At 66.5% G+C, this 20,718-nt stretch carries 15 protein-coding genes; 7 read left to right on the top strand and 8 right to left on the bottom strand.

Translation table 11 applies throughout. From position 1 onward, the window contains the following. Positions 1 to 35 precede the first annotated feature (35 nt). Positions 36 to 2,330: a penicillin-binding protein 1C gene (gene pbpC / locus PVT67_RS18010; protein WP_301496163.1), complete on the bottom strand. Its 2,295-nt coding sequence runs from the start codon at positions 2,328 to 2,330 to the stop codon at positions 36 to 38. Further along, a complete protein-coding gene (locus tag PVT67_RS18005) occupies positions 2,327 to 7,960 on the bottom strand; it encodes an MG2 domain-containing protein (RefSeq protein WP_301496161.1) in 5,634 nt (1,877 codons plus the stop codon). Before PVT67_RS18005 ends, pbpC begins: the two co-directional genes overlap by 4 nt. A 132-nt stretch (positions 7,961 to 8,092) precedes the next feature. Between PVT67_RS18005 and PVT67_RS18000 the strand changes: the two genes are divergently transcribed. The 4 genes from PVT67_RS18000 (at position 8,093) to PVT67_RS17985 (ending at position 12,952) form a co-directional block, all read left to right on the top strand. Continuing rightward, the gene (locus PVT67_RS18000) at positions 8,093 to 10,099 is read left to right on the top strand and encodes a S9 family peptidase (RefSeq protein ID WP_301496159.1); all 2,007 of its coding nucleotides are present in this window, start codon (positions 8,093 to 8,095) and stop codon (positions 10,097 to 10,099) included. 86 nt (positions 10,100 to 10,185) lie between these two features. After that, positions 10,186 to 11,466 carry a hypothetical protein gene (locus PVT67_RS17995; protein ID WP_301496157.1) on the top strand — a complete coding sequence of 427 codons (1,281 nt, stop codon included), beginning with the start codon at positions 10,186 to 10,188 and terminating at the stop codon, positions 11,464 to 11,466. 46 nt (positions 11,467 to 11,512) lie between these two features. Continuing rightward, positions 11,513 to 11,965: a nucleoside deaminase gene (locus PVT67_RS17990; RefSeq protein WP_336407777.1), complete on the top strand. Its 453-nt coding sequence runs from the start codon at positions 11,513 to 11,515 to the stop codon at positions 11,963 to 11,965. A gap of 63 nt (positions 11,966 to 12,028) precedes the next feature. Further along, positions 12,029 to 12,952: an aspartyl protease family protein gene (locus tag PVT67_RS17985; protein ID WP_301496155.1), complete on the top strand. Its 924-nt coding sequence runs from the start codon at positions 12,029 to 12,031 to the stop codon at positions 12,950 to 12,952. Between the two features lie 46 nt (positions 12,953 to 12,998). Here PVT67_RS17985 and PVT67_RS17980 read toward each other — a convergent pair whose 3' ends face one another. Then, entirely contained in the window at positions 12,999 to 14,429 is a 1,431-nt protein-coding gene (locus PVT67_RS17980) for an HDOD domain-containing protein (RefSeq protein ID WP_301496153.1), read from the bottom strand. Positions 14,430 to 14,565: 136 nt separating this feature from the next. On the opposite strand from PVT67_RS17980, the gene PVT67_RS17975 reads away from it, so the two are divergent. Then, positions 14,566 to 15,018, top strand: a complete 453-nt coding sequence (locus tag PVT67_RS17975) for a hypothetical protein (protein ID WP_301496151.1) — start codon at positions 14,566 to 14,568, stop codon at positions 15,016 to 15,018. Positions 15,019 to 15,113: 95 nt separating this feature from the next. Next, positions 15,114 to 15,770 (top strand): fumarylacetoacetate hydrolase family protein, encoded by a 657-nt coding sequence (locus tag PVT67_RS17970; RefSeq protein WP_301496149.1) that lies wholly within the window; start codon positions 15,114 to 15,116, stop codon positions 15,768 to 15,770. Positions 15,771 to 15,774: 4 nt separating this feature from the next. Here the strand turns inward: PVT67_RS17970 and PVT67_RS17965 are convergent, their stop codons facing one another. Next, a complete protein-coding gene (locus tag PVT67_RS17965; protein ID WP_301496147.1) occupies positions 15,775 to 16,419 on the bottom strand; it encodes a hypothetical protein in 645 nt (214 codons plus the stop codon). Between the two features lie 222 nt (positions 16,420 to 16,641). Here PVT67_RS17965 and PVT67_RS17960 point away from each other — a divergent pair, with 222 nt between their 5' ends. Further along, positions 16,642 to 18,138, top strand: a complete 1,497-nt coding sequence (locus tag PVT67_RS17960; RefSeq protein WP_301496145.1) for a phospholipase D family protein — start codon at positions 16,642 to 16,644, stop codon at positions 18,136 to 18,138. 3 nt (positions 18,139 to 18,141) lie between these two features. Here the strand turns inward: PVT67_RS17960 and PVT67_RS17955 are convergent, their stop codons facing one another. Genes PVT67_RS17955 through PVT67_RS17940 form a run of 4 tightly spaced genes read right to left on the bottom strand, consistent with a single transcriptional unit; the run spans position 18,142 to position 20,511 of the window. Then, positions 18,142 to 18,675 carry a hypothetical protein gene (locus PVT67_RS17955; protein ID WP_301496143.1) on the bottom strand — a complete coding sequence of 178 codons (534 nt, stop codon included), beginning with the start codon at positions 18,673 to 18,675 and terminating at the stop codon, positions 18,142 to 18,144. After that, positions 18,668 to 19,192 (bottom strand): hypothetical protein, encoded by a 525-nt coding sequence (locus PVT67_RS17950; RefSeq protein WP_301496141.1) that lies wholly within the window; start codon positions 19,190 to 19,192, stop codon positions 18,668 to 18,670. The genes PVT67_RS17955 and PVT67_RS17950 overlap by 8 nt, the downstream gene beginning before the upstream one ends. After that, positions 19,185 to 19,715 (bottom strand): hypothetical protein, encoded by a 531-nt coding sequence (locus PVT67_RS17945; protein WP_301496139.1) that lies wholly within the window; start codon positions 19,713 to 19,715, stop codon positions 19,185 to 19,187. The genes PVT67_RS17950 and PVT67_RS17945 overlap by 8 nt, the downstream gene beginning before the upstream one ends. Continuing rightward, positions 19,708 to 20,511, bottom strand: a complete 804-nt coding sequence (locus PVT67_RS17940) for a hypothetical protein (protein ID WP_301496137.1) — start codon at positions 20,509 to 20,511, stop codon at positions 19,708 to 19,710. The genes PVT67_RS17945 and PVT67_RS17940 overlap by 8 nt, the downstream gene beginning before the upstream one ends. Between the last annotated feature and the right edge of the window lie 207 nt (positions 20,512 to 20,718).

The raw sequence follows: 20,718 nt of genomic DNA, 5'->3' as shown, positions 1-20,718 counted from the left end.
GAAATAACGCCATAAGGATGCTTGCCTGGCCAAGGTCAAGGTTGGAGGCTGACCTCCAGCTCGCGGCTGGCGCCTTGGCCCTGGTCATCGCTGACCGAGAGGGGGTAGTGGCCCGAGTGCTGGGGCCGCCATTCCAACGTCTGGCCGGGGGCCGTCTTGCCCAGGAAACTGCGGCCGGCGAACCAGTAGAGCGCCTTGACCTGGGGGCCGGCGTCGGCCCGCAGCGGGATGCTGTCCTTGGGCTGGCGCAGCCGGTAGCTGACTCCTTTGAGGGGCGAGCGGATCTGGGGGGCGGCCGAAGGGGCTGAGGTGCCGGCCTGGGCGAGGCCATTCCCCGAGCAGGAAGCGGGCAGGGGCGGCGGTGCCTTGCGGGGCAGTCCGGCCGCTGCAAAGAGGGCGGCCAGATCCGAGGGCCAGAAGGCGAACACCTCCTGGTGTTGGGCCTTTAGGTCATGGGGCGGGCAGGCGGCCTGGCCTGTCTTGTTGTCCACCCAGACCGGCCTGTGCAGGGTCGAGACCTTGACCGGGGAGATGCCCGGGATGAACCAGCCGTCCACCACCCTGGGGCACCAGGGGTTGGGCAGCTCGCCCGAGGCGGCGCAGATCTTCACTTTCTTCACGGTTTGGGGCGGCAGGCGGGGCCTGTCCGCCGTGGCCGGCAGGCTGGCCTGGAGGGCGTCGCTCAGGGCGAAGAACAGCGGCCCCGCCGCCTGCACCCCCACGAAGGCGGGGTTGGGGGTGGCGTCGAAGTTGCCCACCCAGACCACCAGCACATAGGGGCCTGTGACGCCGGCGCTCCAGGCGTCGTGGAAGCCCCAGGAGGTGCCCGTCTTCCAGGATACCGTCCAGTTGCCCTTGGGCAGGCCGTCGGCGCGGGGGTTGTCTTTGAGCATGTCCAGCACCAGGAAGCTGGCGGCCGGGCTCAGCAGCTGTGGGCTGGGCGGGCTGACGGGCTGGTCCTGGCGGCTGCGCAGGGGGTAGTGGGCGCCATGGCTGGCCAGCATCAGGTAGAGGCGGCCCAGCTCCGCCATGCTCAGCTCGCCGCCGCCCAGGGCCAGGGCCAGGCCGTAGTGGTTCCTGCCTTTAAGGCCCTGGATGCCGGCCTGGCGCAGCAGGCCGTAGAGGTCTGGGTCTTCCAACTGGCCGGCCAGCCAGACCGCCGGCACGTTGCGGCTGCGGATCAGGGCGTCGTGGGCGCTGACCGGGCCCATGAAGCGATGGTCGAAGTTCTCCGGTTCGAAGTCGCCGAAGGCGGTGGGGGCGTCCTTGAGGATGCTCAAGGGGTGGATAAGCCCCTGGTCCAAGGCCAGGCCGTAGAGGAAGGGTTTCAAGGTGGAGCCCGGTGAACGCCGGGCCAGCACCCCGTCCACCTGGCCCTGGATGCCCGGGTCGAAGAAATCCGCCGAGCCGACCCAGGCCTTGACGGCCTGGTCGCGGCTGTCGATCAGCAGGGCGGCTGCGTTCTTGATGCCAAGGTCCGCCTTGCCGGCCAGGTAGCTGCGCAGCCGCCGCTCGAGCAGGGCCTGGAGGCGGCTGTCGAGGGTGCTGTGGATGACGGCCTGGTCGCTGCCGGCCAGCAGGTAGCGGCTGAAGTGGGGGGCCGCGAAGGGCAAGGCGCCGCGGTCATGGCCCAGGGCGGTGAGGGCCAGCAGGCCCTGGCCCTTGGGGTCCTGGGGGTAGCTGTCCAGCCAGAGCCTGGCCAGGCGGTCGCGGGCAGCCTGGAAGTCGTTGCCGAAACGGGCCCGGCGGGCCGGGCTCTGGGGCATCACCGCCAGGCTCAGGGCCTCGTTGAGGGACAAGTCCCGGGCACCTTTATGGAAGTAGATGCGGGCGGCGGCTTCCACTCCTTCGACGTTGCCGCCCATGGGGGCCAGGTTGAGGTAGGCCTCCAGCAGGGCCCGCTTGGAATAGCGGGCCTCCAGCCAGAGGGCGGCCAGCATCTGCTCGAGCTTGCCCGGCACCGTCCTGCTGTTGATGCCGTAGAGTCGCCTGGCCAGCTGCATGGTCAGGGTGGAGGCGCCCTGGCGGTCGCCGCCGATGTAGGTGGCCAGGGCCGCCCGGCCCAGGGCTACGGGATTGATGCCAGGGTGCCAGCGGAAGTAGCGGTCTTCCTTGAGCAGCATGGCCTGGACCATGGCCGGGGCTATCCCTGCCAGGGGCTGCCAGAGCCGGTATTGGCCGTCGGCGGCCAGGGTCAGGCGCAGCAGGCTGCCGTCCGCCGCCAGCACCTCTCGGGAGCCGGGGGAGGCGGCGGAAAGGGGCGGCGCCGACAACCTCAGCCCCAGCAGCAAGGCCGCCAGGGCGGCGAGAGCCAGGTAGCGGCGCCTCATGGCGCCACTATCACCAGTTCACCACCCTGGCCCAGGGCCTGCTGGCGGGGATCGTAGAGGCCCTGGGCATAGGGCGGCGGCACCAGGTAACGGCCGACGTTGGTGGCCCGCACCTTGTAGACGAAGGTGGCGGCGTCGCGGCTGGCCGTGCCGTAGAGCACCAGCCTGTCTTCCCGCAGGTTGAGCCACTGGGGCCGCCAGTCGCTGAGCTTGGCGACCCCCACCGGCGGCTGCCAGCCGTGGAAGTCGTCGCCGGCGTCCCGCGGCACCGGCTCCACGCCGCCGGGCAGCAGGTCGGTGATGGCCACCTGGGCCAGGCTGTCCAGGGCCGTGGCCCGCAGCCGCAGCCGCACCAGGAATTCCTGGCCCAGCTTGACCTGGGCCAGGGGCTTGCCGGCCAGGTCCAGATAGTCGCGGCTCACCTCCAGGCCTTGGCTAAAGGGGGCCGGGGGCGTTTTGTCGAAGCCCGCCTCCGTGACCAGGTAGAAGGCCGGGGCCTGGCCGCTCTTCTCCAATTTCAGCTGGTCGGTGCCGGCCGGCAGGGCCGCCAGGGGCAGGGCCAGGGCCTGCCAGGCACTTTTGACCTGGGCGCTCAGGGCCAGGTTGCCGCTCTGGGCCCTGTCGCCGTAGGTGCTGAGTGCCCGGATCAGGGTGCCGGCGGACAGGGAGCTGTAGTTCTGGTCGCTCAGCCACTGGCCCATCTTCGGCAGCAGCGCCTCCGGCAGCTTGGCCAGGCGCTGTGGGGCGTGGCGGGCCAGCAGGGTCAGCAGCTGGGCGTCGTGGACCAGGGGGCCCAGGTAGACGCCGAGGCGCTGTGGCTTGTCGCTGAGCAACTGCCATTGCTGGGCGTCCCAGAGGGGCTGGGCCAGTTCCTGCTGCTGCATCAAGGTGAAGCTGGCGGCCAGCCAGGCGCTGGCGATGTCGGCCTGCCAGTTCTTGGGGTAACGGCGCTGCAACCGTTCGCGGATGTCGGCCAGGGCGCCGCTGACCCTGACCCCCTGGCGGGCCAGCAGGTAGGCGCCGTAGGCCCGCTCCCGTAGTTCCGCCAGGCCGTCGCTGGGGCCGTTGCTGAGGCCGGACAGGTAGCTGTCGGCCCTGTCCAGCATGTCCTGGGGCACCGGGTAGCCCTGCTGGCGGGCGTCCAGCAGCATGTCCACCACGTAGAGGGCCACCATGGGCTCAACGACGGGATTGGCGGCCCAGAGGCCGAAGCCGCCGTCGCCGTTCTGGCGGCTGCGCAGCTGGTCGAGCAGCTGCTCGAAGCTGGCCTGGTTGTCCGCCGCCGTGCCGAGGAAGATGGCCGGCACCGCCTTGGACACCAGCTGCTCGGTGCAGGCGTGGGGGTAGTGGCCCAGGTAGGCCTTGAGGCCCTGGGCCCAGAGCAGCGGGCTGGCGGCCAGCCCCGCCTCCTGCTTGGCGAAGGGGGCGTAGAGGTCGCGCTGGGGCGCCAACTGCTGCTGGTCGTCCTCCAGCATGCCGGTGCGCAGGGCCGTCCTGTAGGGGCTGGCGGGCCTGACCGAGAGGGTCTCGGTGCGCTGGAAGCCGCCCTGGCCTGTGCTGGCCGTCCAATGCAGCCTGGCCTCGCCGAGGCTGGCCGTGGCCTGCACCTGGAAGCGGGCCCTTGCCTCCTGGCCAGGGGCTATGGTCAGCTGGCGCTGGGCGCCGTCCAGCAGCTTGAGGCCGGGGCTCGCCTCCAGCAGCAGCGCCACCTGCAGCGGCTTGTCCTGGGTGTTGTAGAGGCCCAGGGCCACCTGGCTCTGGTCGCCCGGGGCCAGGAAGGTCGGGGCGTTGGGGCTCAGCACCAGGGGGCCCTTGACCTGCACGGCGCCCTGGGTGGCGCCCATGCTGTTTGGGGCGACGCTGACGGCGAAGAGGTGCAGCTTGCCGTTGAAGCTGTCCGGCACGGGATACTGGAACCGGTGATGCCCTGCCGCCAACTGCTGGATGCCGGACCAGTAGACCACGGGGGCGGCGTGCTTGCGCTTGAAGGGGTTGAGGTTGGCGGCCAGCAGGGCGGCTGCGTCACCGCCGGGGGCGGCGCTGCGCATCAGGAGCTTGAGGTCGGGCAGCAGCAGGTCGAGGATCTGGCTGGAGTCCACCGACAGCGCCTTCTTGGCGAAGAAGTGGCCCAGGGGATCCGGGGCCTGGTAGCGGGCCACCTGCAGGATGCCCTCGTCCACCCCGAACACCAGCACCTTGCCGGCCTGGGGCAGATCCAGGTCCAGGTCCAGCGTCTGGCCGGGCTGGAGCTGGGCCGGGGCCGTCAGCGCCAGGGCCTGGCGGCGCGCGCCGAGGTCCACCTGGAAGGGGGCCACGGCGTAGGACAGGGGGCTCATGAAGATCTGGTCGGAGTCGGGGGCGCGCAGGAACTGCACGTTCACATAGGCGTTGCCCTCTATGCCGGCCGGCAGGCGGATCTGCTGCACCGAGCGGGTGCCGTCCATCTTGAACCACTTGAAGGCGTAGACCTTGTCCCGCTCTATGGTGATGAGGCCGGCGCCGCTGTAAGGCGCCTGGATGGCGACCTGGATGTCGTCACCGGGCTGGTACTGGCCCTTGTCCAGCTTGAGGTTCAGCTCGGCGTTGCGGTCCAGGGCGCGGCTGGCGTTGCCCTTGCCGGCGACGCTGTAGTCCAGCTGGCCGAGCTGGCGGCCCTGGGCGTCGCTGAAGCGCAGGCGGTGATCCCCGGGGGCCTGGGTGTCCAGGGCCAGGTCCAGGCCATCGGCGGCCAGGGCCAACGGCTGGCTACCCAGGCTGATGTCCTTGCGGCGGGACTCGTAGCGGTAGCTGCCGTCCTGCTGCTTGATCAGCACCGACACCCAGCGCCGCTCGATGCGCTCGGCCTGGACGGCGGTGGCGACGCCCTTGAGGTCCTGGCCCACGGCCTGCAGCCTGACGTGGCGTTCGCCGCCCTTGGCGATGAAGCCGAGGTCGCCGTCGGCCTTGTAGCCCAGCAGCAGTTCGGCGTTGGACACCAGGGCCTCGGCCTGGGCGCTGACCCCCCGGCCAGAACCTGCCTCCATGACCCTGGCCAGCAGGTGCAGCTTGTAGGTGCTGCCCTCGAAGCGGTCCAGGGCCAGTTGCAGCTGGGCCTGGCCCTTATCGTCGGTTTCGGCGTCCGCCAGCTGGTCACGGAAGGACTCCTTGAGCTTGCCCTGGACCCCGAAGCGGTAGCCGGGCCACAGGGGGAAGCCGATGTCGGTGGGCGACAGCAGCATCTCCCCCGTGACCCGGCGCTTGCCGGCCGGGCCGCCGAACAGCTGTTCGGCCTGCACCAGGGCCTGGACCTCGGCCGGCTTCAGCCAGCCGATGGGCGGATGGCCGCCGGTTTTGTCGGCCCCGGCCAGTGCCAGCCGCACCTTGATGCGGTCGGGCTCGAAGTCCCGCACCTTGAAGCCGACGCTGCCCAGCAGGGTCAGGCGGTGCTTGTCGCGAATGAGGGACAGCCTGGCCTGGTAGTCGCCGGCCGGGGCCACTTCGCCGCTGGTAAAATCCAGGCTGGAAAAGCCGCTGCCGTCCAACTGGAAGGTGCGGTCCAGCACCTTGAGGCCGCGGGGGTCCAGGACTGTGAGCTTGACCGGCAGCCCTTCCAGGGGCGTCGCCCAGTCCTGGCCCTTGACCAGGCTGGCGATGTGGACTGTCTCGCCCGGCCGGTAGAGGCCGCGGTCGGTGAAGAGGTAGGCCCCCAGAGCCTTGGGATCGTCGCTCTCGCCGGCGCCGCCGGTGTCGAAGCGGGACAGGTCCAGGTGGCGGCGCCAGTCCCCAATGGGCAGGAAGGAGAGGTCGCCGTCCTTCTCCACCCGGTAGAGCAGGGGCGTCTTTTCCCGGCGCAGCTGGTCCAGCTTGGCAAAGCGGGCATGGCCCTGGTCGTCGGTCTGGGCCTCGGCCACCGGCTGGCCGTTGCGGCCGATCACCGCCACCTGGGCCCCGGCCACGGGCTGGCCGCTGGCCAGGGACTGCACGAAGAGGTCCTGGCTGCCGTCGCGGCTGCGTTTGGCGAGGATGCCGAGATCGGTCACCACCAGGAAGCGCAGGTCATGGGCCTCGCTCTGGTAGTAATCGAAGGTCTGGTCGTCCTTCTCGGCGGCGGGGGTCAGCTTGACCACGAAGATGCCGCGCCTGTCCTTGAGGAAGGGGCCGAGATCCAGGCTGCCGTACTGGGTCTGGCCGGGGTCGGCCACCGGCAGGGCCTGCTTGATGAGGGTGCGGGTCACCAGGCGGTCGAAGGCCTGGTTGTCGAGGTTGGGCTTGGCGAAGCTGCCGTTGCGCTGGTCCACCAGCTGGGCCAGCTGGCCTGGCAGCAGCTGGGCCACCTCCAGTTGCACCTTGCCGACGCCCCTGGCCAGGTAACCCAGCCGGCGGTCACCCTTGAGGCTCAACAGGGCGCCGTCCCCCAGGAATTGCAGGGCCTGGGGGTATTCCGGCATGCGCAGCACCGAGAAGCTGGCCTGGCGGGACAGGTAGCCCCCCTGGCCTTCCACCTGCTTGTCCACCCGCACCGCCAGGTAACGGCCCACCGGGGCCTTGAACTTGAAGCTGTGCAGCTGGTTGAGCCCCTCGGCGCCCGGGATCTGGGTCAGCTCCAGGGGCAGGGACTGGGCCAGCACCGCCTCGCTGGTGTTTTCCTCGTACCAGTAGTCGTCGCCCTTGGGGTTCTTCTTGGGCAGCAGCCAGGCGTGGACCTTGCCTTGCAGGGCCTGGTCGCTGACTCCCTTGGAGCTTTCCATGGTCAGCACCGGCTCGGCCTGCTGGTTGTCGTTGATGGCGAAATGGATCTCGGCGCCATCGAAGCTGAGTTGGTAGCGGCCCGGCACCGCCACCGCCTGGCTGGCCTTGCCGGCTTCGTTGCCGCCGGCGGCGGCGCGGATCCCCTTGTCCATTTCCAGGCTGATCCGGGTGCTGTCCAGGGGCATGGCCAGGGGCGCCGAATGCAGGTAGGCGAAGAGGTGCTTGTCGTCGAAGCTGAGTTCGGGGGCGGTGCTGCCCTGGTAGCTCAGGCCTGGGCCCAGCAGCAGCGACAGCCTGGGTTGGACGCTGGCGGTGTCGACAGGGTGGCTGAAGGCGAGGGTGGCCACCAGCTGCTGGATCTCGGGGTGGCGGGGATCCTGGTAGAGGCGGGCCTCCTGGATGGCGGCGCTGAAGGGGGCCGTCTCGAAGCCGGCCTTGTCCCTGTCCAGTTGGATGCCCTTGGCCAGCAGCTTGCCTTCATCGAGCTGGACGCTGAAGGCCTGGCCCACGGGCCAGTCGCCGTCGGGCTGGAACTGCAGGTGCTTGTCGCTGGCCCAGTGCCATTGGCCGTTGAGGGCCGGGCTCAGGCTGACGCCGGCGCTGACCGGCTTGCCGATGGCGTCCAGGGGCGCCACCGACGCGCTGAAGGCCAGGGTCAGGGGCGCCACCACGGCCTTGTCCTTGTGGTAGTCGGTAAGGGCTGGTGCTTCGACGCTGAAATGCAGCAACTGCGGCTGGGGCCTGTGCTGGTACCAGTACCAGCCGCCCCAGGCGGCGGCCGCCATCAGCAGCAACGCCAGCAGGCCGGCCAGGGCCTTGCCCTTGTGGGCCCGGCACCATTGCCACCAGGGCGGCGCCTGCCATTGGGGTGAGCCGAAAAGCTGGAATAACAGTGCACGCATCCTTGTGTCCTCAAAAGCGCCGGGTCTGTCCATGATAACGGTTGATACTGAAGGAAAACCAACTCGCTGGCAGATTTGGTGGCCGCCGGGAATTGCGCGACAATGGCCCATCAGCCCCGCCAGGATGTTTCCATGTCAGCCCCCCGCGCGCCCAAGAAAGCCCATGTCCACCAGATGCACGGCCACCAGCGCCCCGATCCCTACCACTGGTTGCGGGACGACGACCGCGCCGACCCCGAAGTATTGGCCCACCTGAAGGCCGAGAATCGTCACGCCGAGGCGGTGCTCAAGGCCAACGCCGAGCTGGAAGCGACATTGCTGGCGGAGATGCGCTCGCGCATCGCCCCGGAAGACGTCAGCCTGCCCTGGTGGGATTACGGCTGGCAGCTGCGCGAGCGCACCCTGGCCGGCCAGGAATACGCCCTGGTGGAAGGGCGCCAGGCCGAAGACCAGCCCTGGCAACTGCTGCTGGACGGCAATGTGCTGGCCGGGGACGCCAGCTATTTCGCCCTTGGGGATCTCGCCATCAGCCCGGACGGGCGCCTGCTGGCCTACAGCACCGACCACAACGGTGACCGCTGCTACGAGCTGCACCTGGTGGATCTCGAGAGCGGCGAAAAGCTGGCCCACGACTTCCCCGCCATCAGCGGCGAGATGAGCTGGGGCAAGGACAGCCAGAGCCTCTATTACCTGACCTTGGACGAGAGCCTGCTGCCCTGCCGCCTGCACCGCCAGGCGCTCGGGGCCGAACCCGAGCTGCTCTACGAGGAAGAGGACAACAGCTTCTGGCTGGGCATGGGCGAGAGCCGGGACCGCCAATGGCTGCTGCTGTCCAGCGCCGCCACCCTCACCGCCGAGGTGCTGCTGTTGCCCCTGGACGGCTCCAGCGACCAGCCCCAGGCCTTCTGGCCGAGGCGCGAGGGTATCGAATACCAGCTGGACTGCCTGGACGGCCACTTTGTGGCCCTCTGCAACGAAGAAGCCCCCAACTTCAAGCTGCTGACCGGCACAGCCCCCGACGCCATGGCCGAGCGCCTGGCCCATGACCCCGACGTGCTGCTGGAAGACTTCGACCTGCTGGCCGGCCGCATCGCCCTCTCCGAGCGCTACCAGGGCCAGAGCCGGGTGCGGGTGCTGGAAGGCGGCCAGGACCGCCTGCTGGACTGGCCCGGCGCCGTCCATGACGTCTGGCTGGGTCACAGCGACGACACCAGCGAACTGGTGGTGGGCTACCAGAGCCCGCTCCAGCCCCCCAGCCTCTACCGAATCGAGGCCGATCTCGCCAAGACCTTGCTGAAGACCAAGCCGGTGCCCAACTGCGAGCTCAGCCATTACGACTGCAAGCGTATCGAGATCCAGGCCCGGGACGGCGCCCTGGTGCCCGTCACCCTGCTGTGGCGCAAGGACGCCTTCAACCAAGGCCAGAACCCGCTGCTCATCGACGGCTACGGCGCCTACGGCATCAGCCTGGATCCCAGCTTCTCCCAGGCGCGCTTCAGCCTCCTCGACCGCGGCTTCGTGCTGGCCGTGGCCCATATCCGCGGCGGCCAGGAGAAGGGCCGGGCCTGGTACGAGGCCGGGCGGCGCCAGCACAAGTGGCACAGCTTCCACGACTTCATCGACGTCACCAAGGCCCTGGTGGCCCAGGGCTATGGGGACAAGGACAGGGTCTTCTGCGAAGGCCGCAGCGCCGGCGGCCTGCTGATGGGGGCCGTGCTCAACGAGGCGCCGGGGCTCTACAAGGGCGCCCTGGTGGGGGTGCCCTTCGTGGACGTGGTGACCACCATGCTGGACGACGGCCTGCCGCTGACCACGGGGGAATACGACGAGTGGGGCAACCCCAACAACGCCTCGGACTACTTCCTGATGCTGTCCTACAGCCCCTACGACAACCTGCGCCCCCAGGCCTACCCCCACATCTATGTGCGCAGCGGCCTGCACGACACCCAGGTGGCCTACTGGGAGCCCGCCAAATGGGTGGCGAAGCTGAGGGAGCTGAAGACGGACGATCACCTGCTGCTGCTGGAAACCGAGCTGGAAGTGGGCCACGGCGGCCTCTCCGGCCGTTATCGCCAATATATCGAGACGGCCCGTGACTTCGCTTTCGTTATCGCCCTGGCACAAGGAAGCCTGGGCTAGGGCGGCCAACATCTGCTTACAAAGTCGGCTTTCCCTAGCTAATTCAGCGCGTTAACTTCATAGCTTCGCTCTTCGGGGAGGAGGCTATGAAACCACTGTTATGGCTGGCGGCACTGCTCAGCTTCGGCGCCCTGGCGGCGAGGCCCGTACCGGACATCGCCCTCAGCAAGGACGACAAGGGCGACTGGCAGCTGAACTACCAATTGACGGCCCCCGCCAAGCAACTGCGCTTTGCCCGCAGTCCCGACCATTCGCGGGCGGCCCGCTGGCAGCCCCTGGACCCGGCCTTCCAGATAGGCCAGGACCAGGACGGCGAATACCTGGCCCGTAAGGACGGCCAGGCCTTTTCCAGCGCTGCCATCCGCCTCACCCCTACCTATATCTACCTGCCCAAGGACTACGCGCCTTTCTCTCCCTTTTCCGACGGCGGCCTGGCCCTGCACAGCGGCCGCTTCTTCGCCTGCGTAGGCCTCTGCGAAGGAGACGAACACTGGAACCTGAGCCTGGCGGCGCCCAAGGGGGACCATATCGTCAGCCGCGACGGCCAGGGCCGGCAATCGCTGCGCTGGCAGGACGGCGGGGAAGGCCAGGTGCTCTATGTGGGGCCCTTGCAGCCCCGCGAAGGCGCCGAACTGCGGGCCCTGGTGGACCCCGGCCTGCCCCCGGCCCTGCGCCAGGCTCTGGATGAGGCCCTGCCGCGGATCCTGGCCCACTATGCCAAGGCCCTGGGCCCGGCCCGGGCCAAGCCCATGCTGATCGCTTCCTTCGGCCGCACCATGGGGGGCCAATATGGCAACCAGGGCGGGGTGCTGGCCAACCAGATCAGCATGCATTGGTATGGCAACCAATTGGAGAAACTGCTGGCAAAGCCGGAGCAGATCAGTGCCTTCCTCTGGTTCTTCGCCCACGAAGGAGCCCACTTCTACCAGGGCCAGGCCGGCCAGGTAAGGGCCCAGCAGGACAGTTGGCTCCACGAAGGGGGCGCCGAATGGCTGGCCATGGACGCCATCCGCAGCCTCTACCCTGAGCGCAGCGCCTTCACCGACCAGAAGCTCGAAGATGCCCGCAGCCAGTGCCTGGCCGGCCTGGCCCAAACGGGGCTGGAACAGGCGGCGCAGCGGGGCCTTTTCGACCTCTACTACAGCTGCGGCCTGGCCCTCTACCAGCGTTTGGCCGAGACCGGCACAGACCCTGTGGCCCTGTGGCGCCGCTACAAGGCGGCGGTGGCCAAGGGCGCCGAGCCGGGGCGCCAGGTCTGGCTGGCCCAGCTGCCGCCAAGTCAGGCCAAGGTCCTGGCCGCCTTGCTGGCCGCAACACCGCCAGAGGCGGCGCCGGCCTGGCGGCACTGGTTGGGCACAGCGCCCTGAACCTTGTTCTACCCTTATGTTTTCACTGTGATTTTGGGAGATGTCTATGAGCGCGGAGCTGGACAGGGCCTTCATGGCCGAGGCCGTGGCGGAGGCCCGCAAGGGGCTGGCAGAGGGCGGTATCCCCATCGGCTCTGTGCTGGTCATAGATGGCAAGGTGGTGGGGCGGGGCCACAACAGGCGGGTCCAGCAGGGCAGTGCCGTGCTGCACGCCGAGATGGATTGCCTGGAAAACGCCGGCCGCCTCAAGGCCGCCGATTACCGCCGCGCCACCCTCTACTCGACCCTGTCCCCCTGCGACATGTGCTCAGGGGCCGTGCTGCTCTACGGCATCCCCAGGGTGGTGGTGGGAGAAAACCGCAGCTTCCAGGGCCCGGAGGACTACCTGCAGGTGCGTGGCGTGGAGCTGGTTATGCTGGACGACACCCAGTGCCGCCAGCTGATGGCGGACTTCATGGAAGCCAGCCCCGAACTGTGGAACGAGGATATCGGCTGCTGACAAAATGTTGTCTAGCTGTTAATTTAGCCGGCCTTGAAAAAACATTGCCTTAAGGATGAGCACATGAAAAAAACCGCACTGCGGTGCCTTTGGCTGCTGGCCGCTGCCCTGCCCTTTTGTTCCCAGGCTGCCGTGACGCCCTGGATCCCCTTCGAACTGGAAAACGGTGCCATCGAGCTGCCGGTTACCATTGCTGGCATCAAGACCAAGGCCATATTGGATTCTGGTTCCCAGCTCAATGGGATCAACGAGGACTTCATCAAGGCCAACAAGCTGGAGTTTGGCAAGGGTAGCCGGATCCGCGTCAAAGGTGTTTACGATGAGGTGGAGCACAGCACCTACAACAAGGTGCCGGTATCCCTGTTCGGTTCAACTTGGAATCTGGACGGCCTGGTGTCCATGCCCTTCGGCGATGAAGACGCGGCTTTGCTGTTGGGTGGGAGCCTCTTTGAGAATTTCATCGTTCAAATAGACTACCCCCACAGCAAACTGCGGCTGGTGGAGCGTAAGTCGTTGGACTTGCGCAAAGCAGCAAACATCGAGATGCGTTCAGATCCGCACACTGGTATGCCTATCGTCAAGGTGGAGTTGAACAAGGAAAAGTCGGTGTGGTTGATGCTGGACACCGGCAACACGGGGGGTCTGATGTTGCCCCGCTCCCTGGCCAATGACCAACATTGGTTGGAGAGATACCCCACCAAGGACACGCTGGGGCAAGGGGTCAATACCATAGGCGAGAATGACAGTTTCCGGCTGCCTGAGATGACCTTTGGCCCCTTTGAGCTGGAGAACATACTGGTGACTGTACCCAAGGACGGCAGCGTGGACGTGGTGGAAGCGCCGGAAAGGGGATCGGTTTTCGAGCCGATACACAATGTCAAGGTGCGGGGACTCTTGGGTTTCGATGTCATCAAGCACTTCCTGCTGACCATCGACTACAAAGAAGGGCGCATGCATGTCGGCTTGCCCCCGGAAGACAAGGGCTGAGCCCTCAGACCTCTTACAGCATAAGCCCCGGCAGTCCGGGGCTTTTTCATGGGCGCAGCAGCAGGTTGAGGCAGAGGGAGGCCTGGCGCACGAAGTGGCTGAAGGCGTCGAAGTCCTCCCGGCCCAGGGGCCGGCCGCTATGGGCCCGGTCGGCGTAGAAGAGGCCCAGGCATTTGTGGTCCACCGCCAGGGGGGCCAGGAAGAAGGGCGCGCCCTTGTTGACCGTCGCCAGTTCCCTGGGCAACCTGGCCGCCCAGGCCGGGTCCTTGAGGTTTTCCACCCAGAGAAATTCCTTGTCTTTGAAGGTCTTGCTGAATAGATCTGTACCGCCCAGGGGCAGGCTCAGCAGCTCCCGCAGGGGCTTCTGGTCGGTGCTGGCGAAGAAGCGGGGGTTGAGACGGTCGAAGCTGGGGCTGGGCATCAGCACCATGACCCTGTCCATACCCACTGCCCGCAACAGCCCTTCGAGGGTGGTGTGGATCAGCAGGTTGATGTCGGCCTTTTCCCCCACCAGGGTCATCATTTCCCGCAGCATCTTGAGCTGCAGGCCCTCGTCCGGTTCGTGGAACAACGAAGGTGCTTCTTCCGGATCCCAACCGCCCTGGGGGAAGAGCTTCTGTGCCACCTCACCGACGCCGTAGCAGCTGGCCAGTTCCGCCGTGGCCTGGGTGCAGGCCTGGATCCTGGCCTTGGCGATGTCGGGCTCCACCTTCATGAAGGCGGCCATGTCGTTGAGACCTTTCTGGACGGCGCCCTGGTCGCCCTTGGCCAGGGCCTGGCTGAAGCCCTTGGCCAGGGCCACGCAGCGCATCTCAGGGCTGCGCCTCAAGGGGTCGGTGATGGCCCGGATCAGCAGATCGCCCATGTTCCAGGTGCGGGCCAGGGAGGCGCCCAGGTTGTCGAAGCTGGTGCCCAGCAGCTCCTGCACCGCCGCCTTGGGCTGCGCCCCTGCTCGCAGGCGCGCGTCCAGGGTCTCCGTCGCCGGGCCTCCCGAGCTCCAAAAGGCGATCTCCCCCAGGTTCTGCAGCAGGGCGGCGATGTAGATCTCCTCCCGGGTGTCCTCGTCGTAACCGGCCATCAGCATGCGGGCCAGCATGGCGGCGTGCAGTGAGCCGGCCATCAGCTCGATAAGCCGTTCGTGCACGGCCGGGCTGAGGTCGCGGTTGCGCAGCAGGCCGTCGATCATGGTGGCGGTGATGCAGATGTGCTTGAGGGCGTCGTAGCCGAGGATCACGGAGGCGCGGCTGACGGTGGTGATCTGGGCTTGGCCGCGGCGGTAGATGGCGCTGTTGACCACCTTGAGGATGCGGGTGGTGAGGCCGTGGTCGTGCAGGACGCTGCGGCCCAGGCTGGCCAGGGAGGCGGTATCGCTCTTTTCCAACTGCTCCAGCGCCCGCACCGTGGCGGTCATGGCGGGCAGTTCTTTTTCGCTGATGCGTTCAACCCAGGCCTCGAGGCCGTGCGGGATGGCGGTCATGGGCAAGCTCTTATGATGGTTGTTATCCGCCTTAGCATAGCCCTCCCCGGCAGACGGCCGCCATGGCGCCGATGAATGTGATCTTGATCACTATACTTGCAGGGCTCCATGGGGGAGCCACAACGGGAGAAAAACCATGAAAATGCTCAAGACCCTGGTGCTGGCCCTGGTGCTGGCCGGCTGGGCTGGCTTGGCCCAGGCCAGGTTGGAACCCTACAAGGATTATGACGTTTCCGATGCGGTGTCGTCCGTGACCACCGTCAAGGTGGATCCCAACATGATGGACGTCTACCTCGAAGGCCTGCGGGACTCCTGGGTTGCCGCCAACAAGGTCGCCAAGGAAATGGGCTACATCAAGGATTTCAAGATCTACATCAGCGACCTGCCGCTCAGCGGCAACTTCAACCTGGCCCTGGTGATCTACTACGACAAGGCGGCCGACCTCGAACCCAACAAGGAAAAGTACATGAAATTCATGCAGAAATGGGGTGAGGAAAGGGAGAAGAAGTCCAACGCCATCGCCAAGACCTACCCGGATGTCCGCACCATCACCGGCGAATACCGGATGCGGGAGCTGACCCTCAAGTAAGCAAAGGGGGAGGAAGTTTGGCCGTCTCCCCCAGCCCCTTCCCTTGTGACCTTGCCCCTGCTACAACAGCGGCACCCCCCAATCGGAGAATCCCCATGATCTTGCGCTGGCGATCCGGTGAGCCCCTGCCCTGGGCCACCACCAAGGTGGTCTGTGTCGGCCGTAACTATGCAGAGCATGCCAAGGAGTTGGGCAACGCCGTGCCCGAAAAACCGCTGCTGTTCATGAAACCCAGCACCGCCCTGGTGGACCTGGAGGCCGGCTTCAGCCTGCCGGCGGACAGGGGCGAGGTGCATTTCGAGTGTGAGCTGGCGGTGCTGCTGGGCGAGCCCCTGACCAAGGCCAGCGAGGCGCAGGCCAGCGCTGCCATCGCCGGCATAGGACTGGCCCTGGATCTTACCTTGCGGGAGCTGCAGAACGAGCTCAAGGCCAAGGGCCAGCCCTGGGAGCTGGCCAAGGCCTTCGACGGCAGCTGCCCCGTCTCGCCCCTGGTGCCTGTAGCCGAGGTCGGCGCTTTGGACGCCCTGCGTTTCCAGCTCTACCAGAACGGCGAGCTGCGCCAGGACGGCGCCAGCAGCGACATGATCACCCCCATCCCCGGCCTGCTGAGCTACATCAGCCAGCACTTCAGCCTCAAGCCCGGCGACCTGGTGCTGACCGGCACCCCCAAGGGCGTCGGCAAACTGGCCCTGGGCGACAGCCTGCGGCTGGTGCTGGCCGAGCGTCTGGACCTTCAAAGCCAGGTGGGCTGAGGCCTCAGAGGCGGCTTGCCGGCCTGTAGTCTTCCTTGAGGGCCTGGACCAGGGGCGCCATGAAGCCCCTGACCTCGCTGTCGAGGCTGGCCTGGTCCACCAGGGCCAGGCCGAGGTCGGCGTCCACCCAGGCCAGGGCTTCTTTTTGCTGCCAGAGGTCCCGGCCCTGGTGCATCAACCTCAGGCTGGCGGTGACCTCGGCCCCCTGGGGCGGCAGGTAACCGCCGCCACCACGCCTGTCATGCAGTTCCACCACCAGCACCCCATCGGCCCCCAGCCGGTGGGCGGTGTCGGCCAGCAGCTGGTCCAGGGCCTGGCCCTGGGGCAGCTTGGCCGGGGCCAAAAGGTCGAACTGGTAGGCGAAGCGCTCCGGCGTCACCCACTGGTAATGCTTGTCCTTGGCCACCAGGGCCGCCGTTTCCCTGATCAGGCTCTGGTAGAGGCGGCGGGCGCCGGGTTGGGGGTTCTCGATGCGGGGTGACAGGTCCGCCACCACCAGGCGACGCACCTGTTGCAGGCTGGGCGACTTGACCGGCTGGGGCTCCAGCCTGGCCTGGGTGACCACCACGTCGAACTGGGGCCTGGGTTTGACCGGTGCCTGGGCACAGCCGGCCAGGGCCAGGGCGGCGATGACGAGGGTTTTGCGCATGATCCACTCCTTTGGATACCTTTTGCGCGGCGCACCATAACAAAGGCCGCGGGGCAACACCATGACAGTCGGGGCTTTTCTGGTTAAAAAATGACTAGCCTGGTGATGATCTAGCCGAGAGACCTACAGCAAGTTATTGTTATCTATGTTATATCTCCAGCAGTCCCTAAGGAGACCCCAGACCTTGTCCCCCTTGTCCTTGCGCCCACCGGTGCCGGCCCCATGAGCAGCGCCCGCTGGTGGCTCACCACCCTGTCGCTGCTGGTGGCCGGTGCCGTCAACAGGGTGCCGCGCTTTGCCCGCGAGCCCTCCAGGCTGCTGCCCCCATTGCCCCACAAGCCTTGGCAGGCCAGGCTGGGCCTGGGGGTGCGGCTGCTGGCCGACAACAAGGAGGCCCTGGCGGTCAGGCTGGCGCTGATCGAGGCGGCCAGTTCCAGCATCGACGCCCAGTACTACCAGTGGCGGGTGGACACTTCCGGCAAGCTGCTGCTGGCGGCCCTGCTGGACGCCGCCGATCGCGGGGTGCGGGTGCGGCTGCTGATCGACGACATCCACACCGACGACGACCCCCTGATCGCCCGGCTCAACGCCCACGCCAATATCCAGATCCGCCTCTTCAACCCCTTCGGCAGCCGGGTTCTGACCCCCATCACCAGGCCCCTGGAATGGCTCTGGGATTTTTCCCGCGCCAACCACCGCATGCACAACAAGGCCCTGGTGGTGGACGGCGAAGTGGTGGTGCTGGGGGGGCGCAACGTGGGGGACGAGTACTTCGGGCTGCACCCCAGGCGCAATTTCCTGGACCTGGACCTGCTGGCGGTGGGGGAGGTGGCCCTTGAGGTGGGGCAGGCCTTCGATCTCTTCTACAACTCCCAGTGGGCCGTGCCCGTCACCCGCCTCATCGCCCTGCGGCCGCTGCGCATCGAGGCCAGGATGGCCTTCAGGAAGCTGCACGATTTCTGGGACAAGCCCCAATGCCAGGCCCTGCTCAGGAGCCTGCCCAAGGGGGTGCTGGACAAGCCCTTGCTGCCCGGCACCATGCAGGTGCTGTTCGACCAGCCCTCCAAGATACATCCCCTGCGCCGCAAGCGGCGCCGGGGCGGCTCCCATACGGCCCTGGTGCTGGCGCGCCTCGCCAGGGAAACCAGCTCGGACCTGCTGGTGGTCAGCCCCTACCTGGTGCCTTCAGCCGAGATCATCGCCCTGATGGGGGTGCTCTGCGGCCGAGGCGTGCAGAACCGCATTCTCACCAACAGCCTGGCCGCCAACGACGTGGTGCTGGCCCACACCGGCTATGCCGCCCAGCGCCAGGCCATGCTCAGCGCCGGGGTCGGCCTCTATGAACTGGCCCCCGACGCCGAGCTGCCCGGCGGCAAGGAAGCCGGCAGCTCTTCCAGCCTCCATGCCAAGCTGATCCTCTACGACCGCCGCCGCCTCTACCTCGGCACCTTCAACCTGGATCCGCGCTCCATCTTCATCAATACCGAGATGGGTTTGTTGCTGGACAGCCCCGAGCTGGTCTCGGCCCTGGAGGACTGGGTGCAGGGCTACCTGGGAGGGGAGCAGAGCTGGCAGCCCGACTTCAGCGGCACCCGGCTGTTGTGGCGGCGCTGCCAGGAGCAAAGCGTCTGGAGTTCCTCGGTGGAACCCCAGGCCAGCCTCTGGCGGCGAGCCCTGGCCAGGGTGCTGTCCTGGCTGCCGGTGCGCAGCCAGCTTTAAGGCTCAGCTTTGCGGCGGCTTCTCGGGCAGGTATTCCCTGAGCTTGGCCTCGTTGATGAGGCCGGTGATCACTTCGTCCAGGATCTCGTTGTCGTGCCAAGTGCCGCGCAGGGTGTAGTAGATATTGGCGGCCTTCTCGCTCACATCGTTATAGGCTGCTGCGTATTTCCTTGCCTTGTAGTTGTCCACGTACTTGAACCAGCGTTCGCTGACCACATCCATATTCTTGGATAGCCCTAGTATGGAACTGCAGACCCGCTCCATCAGCTCCCTGTCCCCCTGACGGTAGAGCCCCAGGGCTTGGTGGAACCTCTGGTTGGTGCCCCTGAAGTTGGCCAGCACCCGCCGCTCCCATTCGTCCGGTGTCTCCCAGACCTGCCAGTCGTTGGTAAGCTCCGGCGGGTTGCGCAGGCGGAAGTCTTCGATGCATTTCTCCAGCCAGCGCACTAGGTCGTCGTGGTCCAGCACCAGCTCCTGTGCATAGTCGAAGCTGGAGAAGTAGTTGAGCAGGGCCTGCTTCTTGGTGGCCTTATCCATGGCCGGGCAGGTATTCCTTGAGCTTGGCTTCGTCGATGGGGTCGGTGATTGTTTCTCTAAGTATTTTATCCTCTCCCCATCGTCCCCTTAGCGTGTTGTAGACATTGGCGGCCTTCTCGCTTACGTCGTTATAGGCTGCTGCGTATTTCCTTGCCTTGTAGCTGTCCACATACTTGAACCAGCGCTCGCTGACCACATCCATGTTCTTGGATAGGCCCCGGATGGCACTGCAGACCCTTTCCATCAGCTCGGTGTCCCCTTGCCGATACAGTCCCAGTGCCTGGTGGAACCTCTGGTTGGTGCTCCTGAAGTTGGTCAGCACCCGCCGCTCCCATTCGTCGGGGGTCTCCCAGACCTGCCAGTCTTGGGTCAACTCCGGCGGGTTGCGCAGGCGGAAGTCTTCGATGCATTCCTCCAGCCAGCTCACCAGGTCGTCGTGGTCCAGCACCAGCTCCTGTGCATAATCGAAGCTGGAGAAGTAGTTGAGCAGGGCCTGCTTCTTGGTGGCCTTATCCATGGCCGGGCAGGTATTCCCTGAGCTTGGTCTCGTTGATGGGACCTGTAATGTGCTCTTTGAGGATGTCTTCGTTGTCCTCACCCCAGTAGTCCGACAGGGTGTAGTAGATATTGGCGGCCTTCTTGCGCATTTCGTTCATTGCTGACGCATATTTACGGCCTTTGTAATCGTCTACATAGTCGAACCAGCGGTCGCTGACCACATCCATATCCTTGGACAGGCTGCGCATGGAGCCGGCGTAGTCTTCCATCATGTCCGTCGCGCCCTGGCGGTAGAGCTCCAGTGCCTGGTGGAAGCCATTGTTGGTGCCCCTGAAGTTGGCCAGCACCCGCCGCTCCCATTCGTCCGGTGTCTCCCAGACCTTCCAGTCCCTTGTCAGCTCCGGCGGGTTGCGCAGGTGGAAGTCTTCGATGCACTCCTCCAGCCAGCGCACCAGGTCGTCGTGGTCCAGCACCAGCTCCTGGGCATAGTCGAAGCTGGAGAAGTAGTTAAGCAGGGCCTGCTTCTTGGTGGCCTTATCCATTGTCGCTCCAGTGGGTCAGTTGGGGAGGGGTGGGTGCCACGCCGCCCGGGGTAATGAACAGCTGGGTCTGGCCCCCAGGCAGGTGGCAGCGTTTTGGGGTACTGCGGTAGGGCTGGGCGGCGACGGTGCCCTTCCAGGCTTTGAGGCCGCCCTTGCCGACGGTATGGCTGACATAGTAGCCGTTGTCGTTCCAGTCGTCCTTGACGGCGTAGCCGTTGCGCCATTGGGCCTTGCTTGCCGGCTTCTCCAGGGCCCAGTAGGCGCCGGCGTCGTAGGCGTTCTCGTCGACGATGCGGTAGAGGGTGGTGCCCTCCGGCAGTATCACCGCCTCGGCGTCGGCGAAGTTGGCAAAGTCTTCGGCGTGCTGACCCTTGGCGTTGACATAGTCCAAGGTGGGCCAGCCCTCGGCCACCAGTTGTTCGTGGTCGTCCGGTAGTTCCTTCAGGCCCTTCAAATGGCTGGGTGGTTTACCGGCCTCGGCGCCCAGGGGCATGCCGTTTCCCAGCAACGTATAGCGCTCCGTCTCGACGCCATCCGGGTGCAGTCGCTTGAAGGTCTGGTCCCCTACCTTGGGTGGCTTGGCGTCGGGATGGATCTGGTAGCCAGGCGCCCTGCGTGGTTGGACGTCCCCCGACTTGGCGCTGCTGGCGCCCTGGCTTTGGCTGCGGGGCCGCTGGGGAGCGGGCTTGGGCTGGCTGGCCTTGTTGGCCGCCGGTGCCGGCCTGATGACTTCAACGTTCTCGAGAGACGGCCTCTGATCCAGGCCCTGCCTGGCCTTGTCGTATTTTTCCAGCATCCTTGCCCCCTTCAGTGCCGGCTTCCCTGCCGGCGTGAGGGGAACAATGCTAACACCAGGGGCAGCCATACCCATGGCATGACGTCTTGCGGCTTTTGCTGTTTTGACTAAGGCTGATGCGGGCCAAATGCCGGTGCGCAGCCAGCTCTGACCATGGGGGGGCTGGTCAGGAGACGCCGGCGGTAGTATGTTAACGGCCGGTTTCAA

Source organism: Gallaecimonas kandeliae (assembly GCF_030450055.1).
Classification (GTDB): domain Bacteria; phylum Pseudomonadota; class Gammaproteobacteria; order Enterobacterales; family Gallaecimonadaceae; genus Gallaecimonas; species Gallaecimonas kandeliae.
Note: the sequence above shows the minus strand (reverse complement) of the source record. Positions and strands in the feature narration are given on the sequence as shown.